Raw genomic sequence first — 11,947 nt, 5'->3', positions numbered from 1 at the left:
ATAATAATTAAGGCTCTATTGGGCTAGTAAAGCCATTTATTGTTTATAGGTACAGATACTGGTAAGTTTTAGTTATATAAATAATTTATTTTTAAGGAAAAGCATGACACTGTCATTGGAAGACATCACCGCCAATAATTACGAAGCCGTATGCGATTTAGAGGTTGCTAAAACTCAAGAAGAATACGTAGCGTGTAATATGTGGTCGTTAGTAGAGGCGCACTACAATAGCGGGTATACCTGTAAAGCTATTTACCTAAATGCTCTGCCAGTAGGCTTTTTTATGTGGGTAAAAGAAACCCCTGCAAAGGTTTCTATTTGGCGCTTTATGGTTGATCAAACTCATCAAAATAAAGGCATTGGGCGCAAAGCACTGACTATGGCAATTGAAGAGATTAAAGCAACTTCTAAGCTTGAACAAATCGAGATTTGTTATAACCCGCTAAACCCTGTTGCTAAAGACTTTTATTCAAGCTTTGGGTTTGAAGAGGTTGGCCTCGATGAGGATGACGACGATATGTTAGCGGTTATTAAAATTAGTAGTTAACTCATCATAAGTAGGTCGCTAATTTTAAGGAATAATAGTTATAAGATTAAATTTTCCAGCCGCGTATGTGCTAGTGTAGATCGGATAAGCGAAGCGCCATCCGACACAATAAAATACCTTGCCAATTATTATCAACATTTTATGTTGTTGAATGGCTGGAGAGTGCCAGCAGCAGACATTGACATTACTTTTCAAAAACCTCTGAATTGGACAGCTAAGCCACCATTGCAGTCATTGAAAGCAGTACATTAACGCTAACTTTGCGCTATAAACGGCCATTCTAATAACCATAGTTGCATGGTATGATTTTCTCCGGATCAGATAAAATTTATAGCAACATCTAAAGAAGTGTACGAGTTTATTTGACCGTCAATCTAATCAAAGGAAATGGTATGGATAGCCAAGTTAAAAATAATTTTAAAAACAAAAAGTTTGCAAGTTTAGAATATCTATCCAACGAAAAAGCTTGGGCTGAAGATAATAATAATCTAGGTCTTTACTTTTTCTTATTAGAATTGAAAGGTAAGGATACCTCTGAGGTTTTCAATAAAATCCTACATGTAAAGGAGAACCATGCTTCTTCATACAGCTACTTAGGTGACATAGCACGTGAACTATTTACGTATCCTAATGAGCGTAAAATACCAACCTATTATTTCAAAGAAGCACTAAAATACGATGATAGGGACTCGCATGTATTATGGAATTTATACGATTTAACTAGCGACTCTTCGTACTTCCTAACTGCAATTAAAATAAACTATGAAGCAAATAAGTTTGATATCGTTTCACATAACCTTCTCAACGCATATGCTCCGAATTTGATTGAAGCAAAATTTGATAAGGCAGATTGGCAGGAATTAAAAAGAATATGCATTGATGTAAATGTGTCTGACTACCACAATTTATTATTGATTTGCTATTTTTATCTAGACGACTTCGAAAACGGCACTAATCTCATGAATGAAAAGGAATGTGTCAGTAAAAGTATTATTGACTTATATCTTGATAAAGGACGTATTGATTTTGACTACGCAGTTCAAAAAACATACTACCTTGAAAGTGTTAAATATTTTGAGGGTGACTTTAAACGTATTTATGAAGAAGTGAAGAAAGAAGCAAAAAAAGGAAATGCGAACCCAACTAAAGAGGCGATAATAAAATACGCATTCGAGGCAGAGGAATACAGTGAAGTCATCTCATTAGTAGAGGAAGAAATTAAAGAATCAAGAAAAATTAACAATCAACTAAGGCTTTATTACCTACTGTCATCGTTATATTTAGGCATTGATTTAAATGAAGAATTTGAAATAGCCATCAATAAGCAAAATTTCTTTAGAAAATCTAGTTGCAACCCTTTATATTTAGCCTATTTGATATTAAGAAATATTAAGATATTAGAAACTTATTTAGTTGAACAAGAAGCTCTTCATCAGATTGAACATTGGAGCTTGTATCAAGAAGCCGATGAATATCTGAGCCATGATAATCTATTAAACCATTACATGCATGACTCATTAGTAGAAAAGCTTAAATCACTGAAGGATAAATGGGATAAGCATGTCGCTAATCTAGAAATAGAAAAGTTGAAGACTATTGACGAACCTTTAAGCGAAAATGACAAAACTAGATTGGCATCTTATCTTGTTGACACTAACAGGCATGATGAAGCACTTTCGCTTTTAACAGAGCTAGAGCCTTCGATGTCAGTTTCTAATTTATTAGCTATATATTATGAAAGACACGGTAAAGTTAACACAGCATTAACGCATTTTAAATCGGCTATTGACTCAATGAAAGCCAGCGGAGAGCTGAATGGTGTAATTATCTCAAACTATTTATCTTGTCTAAATCGCTCAAAACATTCTATTCCAGGCTCTTTATACAATGAATATATAGATAACTTTAATAAGAGTATTGCAGGTCATTTTAGTTGTTCCAAAAATGGGATTTCACTATTTAAGTACTACCCTTTCAACCAGTTCACTCTTGACGCTTTAGTTAATGGGTATTTTTATCTAGCATCTTCTGAACAACTCAATGATCCAATTGAATTACCATACGATAACTTGAGTGCTGATAAAACTAATTTATTTTTGCGTCCCAACTTCCGATTGGCTTCTTTTTCAAATAATGAAAATTCAATGCTAATGTGGTCGCATTACGCTGAGAATCATACAGGACTTATGGTGGAATATTACTTTGAAGGTGAACTACCTGATGGTGTTGGTATTGATAAAGTGAACTACTCTCACACCACCAAAAGATACAAAGAAAAAGAACGCTACTTATTCAATCAATATATGCTTACCAAAAATAAAGATTGGTCATATGAAAAAGAAGTTCGGCTATTCGCATATAAAAGGGATAAAATTTATTATGAAAAAGCCAGCTACCCATATAAAAAAGGCGATATAGCTAATGCTTACATAAAAAGCATTACAGTAGGTTATAAGTTCCCCGAAAGTACAATAAAGTTGATACAAAGCATCATCAGTGGTCTTAATGAAAATATTGATAATAATTTATCGAAGATTGAATTAAGAAGAGCTATGTTATCAGAAAAGAACTTTTTCGAACTAGAATACGAGGTTATAAATTAAATGACTAGTTTATACTAAACTTAGGGGTCACATCGTAACTCAGAAAGAGCCCCCACATTCACAATGCAGTGTCAATTATGGAAGAATTAAGCTATTAAGTGACAATTTGTTGTTGGCTCAAAGTGAACATTCAAAAATTGAATATGAACGGCAGCAATGAGCATGAAACAGCCTACCGCAAAGACAAAGACTGACGGTCTGCTCTTCGCCCTTAACTGCCTATTAGTTGCACTCTACAACCCGTTATTTAATCCTTCTTTACTTATTTATTTTGTCCTGTTTTTGGCTGGCTTAATACGGATTATAAATATATGATATTGATAATTATTTGTATTAACAGGTTTTAAAAGGTGTGTATGAAAAAGTCTATGTTAACTCTGGCGTTAGTTATGGGTTTGAGTGGTTGTAGTACAACCACTGTGCCGCCTGTTAAAAGCTCATCGTTATATTTTTCAGTACTTTATAATGCACAAGCAAAGCCTGTTAGTTCTGTATTATTAGAGCCTACGCTATTAAATGCCGATGTGGTTTTAGTAGGTGAATGGCATACACACCCGGGCGTGCATTTATTTCAGGCTGAGTTATTTGCGCAGTTAAGTAAAGGCAATAAACGCACTGCCCTGTCGCTTGAACAATTTAGCCGTGCCGATCAGCCTATTTTAAACCAGTACGTTAAAAGTGAAATTGGCGAGCAATACTTAATTGATAACACCCAAGCGTGGCCTAATTACAAAAGCGACTACCGTGCATTAGTAGAGCTGGCAAAAACGAACAATAGCGATGTAATAGCTGCAAACGCGCCTAAAAATATTGTTACCTGTATTGGCAGGCAAGGCATAAGTTATGTAAATAAGCTTGATGAAACACAGCAAAGCTATATTGCCAGCACTATTGATACGTCCCCCAGTGATTATAAACAACGCTTTATGACCTCAATGCACCATGGTACGCCCAGTCAAAATCAAAACTATTATGCAGCGCAAGTTACGTGGGATGAAACCATGGGGGAGTCTATTGTTAACTATTTAAGTAATCATAAAGATGCGCAGGTAATGCACATAGCGGGCAATTTTCATGTAAAAAATGGCGAAGGTATAGCGCGTGTTATTAAGCGTTTAGCACCAGAGTTAAATGTTGTTTGGATATCGCCGGTAATAAGTGTGCAAGCTAATCAAACTGGGTACCAGTTGCAGGTTAACCCTTTGCCTCCTCGTTATGTGCAGAAACAGCATCAACAAGCGGCTTTTAAGGCTTTAGGCAAGCGAGGCGAGCAAACAGCTTGCTTATAAAATAACGACATAGTTGGTGAATCTTTTAACCAGGGCTCAGGTTAACTATGTCGTCATGTATTTAGTTTAGTTATTTCGGGCTTGGTTGGTTAGCTCAACCAGCGCTTTACGTACCTCTAACGGGCTGTTGCACTGGGTTTTAAAGTTAATAAAGTAGTTACGCTTTTGGCTTTGTATATAAAAGCCTGTGGGTAATAGGCCGCTCATTATTGGGGTGTTATCAGCAACGCTGTGGTGCTGCATTAATATGAGCGACATAGCATCTTGATGATCGTCGTTCATGTGGTTAATCATGCTTTGCTGCTGGCTTTCGTCCCAGGCTTTTGCCTCGCCCTGCCATTCGTTTTGTTCTAGCCAAAATATTTTGCCAAAGCCGCCAATGTAACGCACGCGCACTACGTCTAATTGCCATAATTGAAAGTCGTGCGCATTGCGATAGCTAGCGGCTTCGGGGTATAGGGCAATGTAGTTATTAAGCAAAGTGTGTGCTTGCTCACTTGGCACAACCGAGCCATCGCCTACAAGCGTTACGCGGCCGTGCTCGTTTTGATCGCCGTGGTCGGCGGCATCAAAAATAGTTAGGCTCATACGAGAGTCGTGCTTTAGGTTTTTAGTGTGCTGGGCTATATCGCTAATAAAAAAGTAAACCCGGCCTTGCTCGTCGCACATATAAGGTGTTACTGAGCCAAACGGGTAGCCGCGTAAATTATTAGAAATAGTCGACATAACACCGGCATTGGTTTTGTAAACCAATGTGCGTGCATCGTTTAATGCTTGCTCTCTCATAAAAACTCCTGACGTTGAGAAAAAACCATGGGTGCATCGTTATAAGGGTGAGGGTTTACGTGCAGTTTCATGGCGTACATTTGTTGTAAGTTTTGTTCTGTTAATACGGTGTTTATAGGCCCGCTTTGCAGCACTTTTTTGTTATGCAGTAAAATAGCGTCGGTTGCATAAAGGCTGGCCAAATTTAGGTCGTGTATTGCAATAATGGCGCTGTTACCCTGCTCTACAAACGCTTTAACGCAGCTGAGCAAAGCGTGTTGGTGGCGCATATCAAGTGCTGATGTAGGCTCGTCGAGCAGCATGAGTTTTGGCTCGCCCGATTGTGTAAAGGCATTAAGCTGCGCTAAAGTACGCGCCATATGCACGCGTTGTTGCTCCCCGCCCGAAAGCGCACTTACGCGGCGAGTTAAATACTGGCTTAAATCCATAATTGCAGCGTATTTATGTACTTTTTCGCTTTGCATTTTTAATGACTCTACATACGGGTAGCGGCCCATAGCAATAAGCTCAAATACGGTAAAATCAAACCCTACGTGGTTTGCTTGCATCATCACCGCGCGCTGTGTGGCAAGGCGTTTTTTAGCCTGAGTAGCCAGTGGCTTAGCATTAAAAAGTACACTGCCTGTAAAGGAGTGCATACCTGCTAAAGTATGCAGCAAAGTAGACTTACCCGCGCCGTTTTCACCAAGTAGTGCAACAAGTTGCCCTGCTTCAGCACTGCCATTAATGGTGTTTAAAACGGTATGGTTGCCAAAGCCAACGCTTAGATTGTTAAACGTGATCATGACCAACCTCGCTTATTTTTAACGATTAAATAAATAAACAATGGCGCACCTAAAAGCGCGGTAATAATGCCAATAGGTAGCTCGGCGGGCATTATAACAATACGTGCTAACCAGTCAGAAAGTAGCAATACAACCACGCCAATTAACATACAAAGCGGCAGCATATTACGTAAATGCGGCCCTACCATTAAGCGGGCAATATGCGGGACGACTAAACCAACAAACCCTATTAAACCAGTAAGCGCTACAACTGCACCTACTCCTAATGCAACGAGTATAATTACATATAATTTAAGTTTATTAGTGTCTACTCCTAGGTACTGAGCTTGTGACTCGCCAATAAGAAGTAAGTTCATGGGATTTTTTAATCGCCACAGGCCAATAAGACTAATAAGCAATAATGGCGCAGCTTGAATAATTGTGCTCCAGCTTGCTCCGCCTAATGAGCCCATGGTCCAGTAATTTATTAATCGCAATGCGCTGTCGTCGGCAAAAAAGCTCAATAGACCAATAACCGCAAAGGCTAATGCGTTAATAGCCACCCCCACTAATATAAGTGTGGTGATATTAATTTGCCCTTGTTGCTTGGCAATAAAATATACCAGCGAGGTAACACCAAGCGCTCCTAAAAATGAGGCATAAGGTAAATACAACTGAGCATTAAAATTAAACTGTGCGCTAAGTGCTATAAACGCCACAGCAACCATGGCTGCACCTGCACTAATGCCAATAATAGATGGGTCGGCTAATGGGTTGCGGCACAATGCTTGCGTTGACGCGCCTGTTTGGGCAAGTACCAACCCTACAAGCACAGCAAGCATAAAACGTGGCAAACGTATTTGCATAACCACATTAATTTGCAGCGCATCAAACTGATTAAAGCGCTCAGGCGCAAGCCAAGCAATGGCTAAACGCCAATCCCATCCGGCAGGCCCGTACCCTATGCTTAGTAGCGCCAAAGCAAAAATAAAAACTGAGGCCAATAGCATCCATTTATGGGGTTGGCTAAGTGTTATAGGCACAAAGCGACTTAACGTTAGGGTGTTCATAACTGGGCTTTGTACCCGTTAAGCTCATTAATTGCTGTGGCAATACGCGGCGACATGCCAAGCGAAAGTAGGCTATCCATTACAAGTAAGTTACAGCTTTGCGCGGCTTTTAATAACCGTAGGTTCGGTTGCTCACAAAAAGCCTGCTTACCGCCAAGGCTGTGTACAACATGGGCTGGGGCTATTAAAAAATCGGGCTGGTTTACAGCAAGCACCTCAGTGTTAATTGCTTTAAAGCCTGAATGCGTAGCACCTACATTGGTAATGCCAGCATAGCTAAATAATAAATTAGGCACGGTTTTTTGCCCTGCAGCAACAAGCCCGCGCTCATTAGCTGAGAGTAAAAATAGCGCACTGTGCGTTTGCTGTTTTGCTTTTTTAGGCAGCGATTTAGTAATTTGAGTAATAAGTGACTGTGCTTTTTGCTTGGCATTTAAATCGTCACCAAGGCGTTTAATTAGCTCAAGTAGCTCGTTAACTGAAGTAGGCTTTTTATAATGAATGACGTTAACCCCTGTTGCCTCAATTTGTTTAAGTGCTTGGCTTCGCCCTGCGCCTTCAAGCGCTAACAAGGTGGTTGGGCGCATAGAAAGCACGCCTTCTGCCGCTAAATCGCGATAATAACCCACTTGCGGTAATTGCGTAGCTTGTTGCGGGTACATGCTAGATTGATCAACCGCTACAAGGGTACTTTGTTTGCCCAGTGCATAAATTATTTCTGTAAGGGTGCCGCCAGCACTAATAACGCGCTCCTGTGCAAGTGCAGGTTGAGCGACTAAAGCAAACAATATAAATAGGTATTTCATTCCAAACTCCGGCTTTTATTTTTCGGCTATTATAACCAGTTAAATCTAAATGAAAATGATTATCATAATTAATTGATCTTAATTTGACTTAGTTGTAACATCCCCGCCATAAATAACAACTATTATCATTTGGAGTTAAAATGAATCCCTCTGCATTTAAATTTACTGCTATCGCAACCTTATTACTTAGCTCTGGCACTGCATTTGCCGAAAACATAATTGACGATCATATTGTTGTGAGTGGCTCGCGCTTTGAACAAAAGCTTAAAGATGTAACAGGCTCAGTGACGGTTATTACTGAGCAAGACATAGAGCGCCAGCTAGCAGTTGATTTACAAACTATGTTTAAATACGATTCAAGCATTGCAACCACAGGCAGTGGGGCAGGCGCGCAAACACTTACTGTACGTGGTGTTGGTGGTAACCGTGTTGTATTTATAAAAGATGGCCGACGCACTAACGATGGCTACGCAGGTGGAGGGGGTTATTTAGTTGGCCGCAATTATTTTGATGTAGCAGGTGTAAAACAAGTAGAAGTCGCCAAAGGCGCTGCGTCATCTTTATATGGCTCTGACGCACTCGGCGGCATTGTGGTTATAACCACTAAAGACCCTAGTGATTATTTAAAAGATAACAGCAGCTTTGTAAAAATGGCACTGGGGTATCAAGGTCAAAACAACCAAATTGCTGCCGATATTACCGCTGCAAAAGACTTAGGCGATTTTGCAGTAAGCGCTGTGTATAGCCACCGCGACAGCGAAGAAGTACAAAATTATGACGAAAATCTACCCGGTTATGATGCGAAATCAGACGCTTTATTAGTTAAATTTGAGCAACGGCTTGATGAAAAGCGCACACTTAAATACACCCTCGATTACTTTAATCAAACTACTGAGCAAGTTATTACTCCTGCCGTTCAAGAAACAGAAGAAGACGACACTAACTGGTCGTTGGCGCTCGATTACCATTCAGAAGTAGCAACTGCTGCGTTTGATAAATGGTACGGGCAAGTGTCTTATAGCAGTTACGAGCAGCAAAGCGATCAAATTAGTGGTGCAAGCACCTACACCGATTATAACGACTACCGTTTTGAGCAAAATATTTTAGGTTTAAAAGCGGTATTTAATAAAGGACTTAAAGGAGAAACCACCGATCACGAAGTGGTATACGGGGTTGATATCGACTTATACGACACCACTCGCCCACGTTTTAAAACACGTATTTTAGCCGATGGCACCGTTGACTTTACAGACCAAAAACAAAAAGCATTCCCAGGGGCTGATACCTCTTTAATTGGCGCTTATGTACAAGACAGTATGTCGTTTAATAATAGCGCGTGGTCGGTTATTGCAGGTGTGCGATATGATTACTACACCCTAGAGGCTAAAAGTGATGAGCTATATGCCGATGCGCAGCTTGATGATATTACCGAATCTGCCTTTTCGCCTAAGCTAGGTGTTATTTATCAAGTAGATGATAACTTATCGTGGTACGGGCAATACGTACGAGGCTTTAAAATACCACCACACGACCAAGCCTATCAAAGCCACGGTGTAGAGCCGTTTTATCAAATATTACCAAACGCCGATTTAGACCCTGAAAGCAGTGATTCGTTTGAGCTTGGGCTTAGATACGCAAGCAGCGATATTAGCGTAAATTTAAGTGCTTTTTATGCAGCCTACGATGACTTTATAGAAACGGCTGTAGTGGGTGTTGAGCCAACGTTTATTCCTGGTGTAAACAAAACGCTGTACCAATATCAAAACATTAGCGAAACCCAAATAAGTGGCGTAGAAGCCGGAATTGCCATGTATGTTGCTGAAAATATACTACTAGAGGCAAACGTGGCCTATGTTGATGGTGAAAACAAAGAAACCGATCAGCCACTTACCAGCATTAGCCCATTAAACGGCTCAGTATTGCTAAGTACAGAACTCGGTAATATTAACTGGACCGCTGCATGGCGTTTAGCTAAATCGCAATCGGATGTGGTGCTTGATGCAAACGGCGATAAAACCACACAAGGGCATGGCTATGGCATTGTTGATTTATACGCAAATTACGAGTGGCAAGCATGGCAGCTAAATGTAGGTGTACTTAACTTGCTTGATAAAGAATATGTACCTTTTGAGCTAATTGCAGGGCAATCACAAGGCGCTGATTTTAGCCAATATACCCAACCTGGGCGTAACTTTTCAGCCAAAATAAGCTATGAGTTTTAATTAGCGTTTAACGCATTAAATGACAACAACCGCTGTATGCTGCATGAAGCTGCAGCGCTTGTTGCTTATTTTAAGATGACACCCATTTTAATTTTTAAAATCGATTTAATTAGCTGCCCGATTTTAAATGTTTATCTTGTTGACACCCATCCCAACTTTTCAAGGTATTGATTGGGTTATCGGCATAATTTAAATTTAAAATGACACCCATCTTAATTTTTTAAAAAATTCGGCTTAATCAACTAGCTAATTTTAAAAACTCATAAGCTAATGGCTTATTTAGAGGCATTTACGGCGGTTATTTTAAAAATGTGCTGTTAGGTATGTGGTTAGCTAAATTAAGGGCATGCTTAAACCTGCAGCTAGGCAGTTTTAAAACTATTAAGGAGGTTTTTAGGCTAGTAGCTTCTTACAATTACTAAAATTTACTCGTCGTTTTTTATTTAAATGCTCGCAGTAACTTACATGTGATTGTGGTTTACCTACGGCGCCGTGAAATACGTGTGTAAAGTCAGTAGTGAGTTTTAACCAATTTTCTGGCGATATGTTTACTCTTTCTAACAAAGGGAGCTGAGTGTTTTCAATAAAGCCTGGTTTATCATCGCGAATAATACGCCCTGTAAGTTCGACTAATTGAAGGTAATATTTAAGCTCGAACGGTAAACCTTTGGGCATAAATTTACGGGGCTTACCTGCAAACTTTAAAAGTTGTTTGGGCTGCTTTGCATTTTCTGCACTCTTAATTCGCTTTTGCACACTGGTAAAGTTAGAGTCTTCAGGAGTATTAGCTACTTTTGCTCTAATTGGGTTTAAATCAACGTAAGCCATACAAGCTGCAAGGGCTGCTTCATCAAGAAGAGCTTGTGATTTAAAACGACCTTCCCAAAACCGTCCAGTGCATTTATCTTCTTTGTTAGCTTTTCGGGCAATATGTTCGTTTAAAACGCGCATAAACCAGCTAATGCTAGATAACCTTTCTCTGTATTGAATAATAGTTTGGCTTAAAAAGTATCGTTCAGTATTGCTAAGATCCTCACCTTGTAAAAACTTTTGCGTAAGTAGTGTGCTTTTACATAGCTTATGCCAGCGCAGCACTATAGCTTTGTCATTTAACCTATTTGCTTTTTTATCATCAACATAAAGTACAATATGCGTATGGTTGCTCATAACTGCGTAAGCACATATATCAATACAAAATATTTTAGCGAGACTAAATAGCTTTTGCTCTACCCAGCCCCTTCTGTGTTCGTAAGATTTGCCTGTTAATAAATCCTCACCGCATAAGTAAGCATGGCGTACACAGCGTGAAATACAGTGATAATATTTTGTATCGGCCAAACTTATTTGGCGTTTTCTTGCAATAGCCATGTAGCACCTGTTTGTTTATTGAGCTAAATAAATCTTAGTTGCTAAATAACTAAAGTACAAAAATAACGGTGGGTGTCACTGTAAAATTTTAAATCTTCATCATCTTAAACTTACTAAAAAAGTTACACTTTATAAAACTGTAAAGTCTCGGGTTTCTAAATAACTCGGTGCATTTTTAAAACAAGCCTTTAGCTTACTCTTAAGTGCAGTATTTATCGCAGTATCACACTTTAACTCTTCGTTATATTTACCATTACTCAGAGGTATTAGGCTTAACGAGTCAAAGCTTGGCTTGCTTTGTATTTTATGAATTACCAAGCCTTGCGTTGCTGAAACCTTTATTAAATCAAACTCTGCTTTTTTGGGTTTAGTTATAGCGAGCTTTTTTACATATAACGGATTTTTGAAAGTTAGTTTTGTTGAAAACAGTGCGTTTCCACCGCGCTCAAAATGGCCATTAAACACAGTAGTTTTTAACGTGGGTGTCATCTT

The 11,947-nt window shown here is 39.3% G+C and carries 10 protein-coding genes; 4 read left to right on the top strand and 6 right to left on the bottom strand.

Annotation, left to right across the window (positions count from 1 at the left end):
- The first annotated feature begins 103 nt into the window (after window positions 1-103).
- From J8L73_RS06185 to J8L73_RS06175, 3 genes are all read left to right on the top strand, one after another.
- Window positions 104-547, top strand: coding sequence for a GNAT family N-acetyltransferase (locus tag J8L73_RS06185; RefSeq protein WP_211015471.1), 444 nt, complete (start codon window positions 104-106; stop codon window positions 545-547).
- A 392-nt stretch (window positions 548-939) separates the two neighbouring features.
- Complete coding sequence (locus J8L73_RS06180) at window positions 940-3,150, top strand: DUF2971 domain-containing protein (protein WP_211015470.1); 2,211 nt, start codon at window positions 940-942, stop codon at window positions 3,148-3,150.
- Window positions 3,151-3,506: 356 nt separating this feature from the next.
- Complete coding sequence (locus J8L73_RS06175; protein ID WP_211015468.1) at window positions 3,507-4,439, top strand: ChaN family lipoprotein; 933 nt, start codon at window positions 3,507-3,509, stop codon at window positions 4,437-4,439.
- Window positions 4,440-4,505: 66 nt separating this feature from the next.
- Here the strand turns inward: J8L73_RS06175 and J8L73_RS06170 are convergent, their stop codons facing one another.
- From J8L73_RS06170 to J8L73_RS06155, 4 genes are read right to left on the bottom strand one after another with little or no spacing between them, the layout of a single operon-like run.
- Window positions 4,506-5,225, bottom strand: coding sequence for a DUF2470 domain-containing protein (locus J8L73_RS06170; protein ID WP_211015466.1), 720 nt, complete (start codon window positions 5,223-5,225; stop codon window positions 4,506-4,508).
- On the bottom strand, window positions 5,222-6,010 hold the full coding sequence (locus tag J8L73_RS06165; RefSeq protein ID WP_211015465.1) for a heme ABC transporter ATP-binding protein: 789 nt from the start codon (window positions 6,008-6,010) through the stop codon (window positions 5,222-5,224). Before J8L73_RS06165 ends, J8L73_RS06170 begins: the two co-directional genes overlap by 4 nt.
- Complete coding sequence (locus J8L73_RS06160; RefSeq protein ID WP_211015463.1) at window positions 6,007-7,059, bottom strand: iron ABC transporter permease; 1,053 nt, start codon at window positions 7,057-7,059, stop codon at window positions 6,007-6,009. The genes J8L73_RS06165 and J8L73_RS06160 overlap by 4 nt, the downstream gene beginning before the upstream one ends.
- The gene (locus tag J8L73_RS06155; RefSeq protein WP_211015461.1) at window positions 7,056-7,865 is read right to left on the bottom strand and encodes an ABC transporter substrate-binding protein; all 810 of its coding nucleotides are present in this window, start codon (window positions 7,863-7,865) and stop codon (window positions 7,056-7,058) included. The genes J8L73_RS06160 and J8L73_RS06155 overlap by 4 nt, the downstream gene beginning before the upstream one ends.
- Before the next feature lie 140 nt (window positions 7,866-8,005).
- Here J8L73_RS06155 and J8L73_RS06150 point away from each other — a divergent pair, with 140 nt between their 5' ends.
- On the top strand, window positions 8,006-10,087 hold the full coding sequence (locus J8L73_RS06150) for a TonB-dependent hemoglobin/transferrin/lactoferrin family receptor (RefSeq protein WP_211015459.1): 2,082 nt from the start codon (window positions 8,006-8,008) through the stop codon (window positions 10,085-10,087).
- 393 nt (window positions 10,088-10,480) lie between these two features.
- Here the strand turns inward: J8L73_RS06150 and J8L73_RS06145 are convergent, their stop codons facing one another.
- Entirely contained in the window at window positions 10,481-11,455 is a 975-nt protein-coding gene (locus tag J8L73_RS06145) for a transposase (protein WP_211015457.1), read from the bottom strand.
- Between the two features lie 129 nt (window positions 11,456-11,584).
- Complete coding sequence (locus J8L73_RS19275) at window positions 11,585-11,944, bottom strand: hypothetical protein (protein ID WP_247659585.1); 360 nt, start codon at window positions 11,942-11,944, stop codon at window positions 11,585-11,587.
- Window positions 11,945-11,947 lie beyond the last annotated feature (3 nt).

Origin of the sequence: Pseudoalteromonas sp. MMG006 (genome assembly GCF_018101025.1) — a bacterium.
Classification (GTDB): domain Bacteria; phylum Pseudomonadota; class Gammaproteobacteria; order Enterobacterales; family Alteromonadaceae; genus Pseudoalteromonas.
This window is presented reverse-complemented; position numbering and strand designations above follow the sequence as displayed.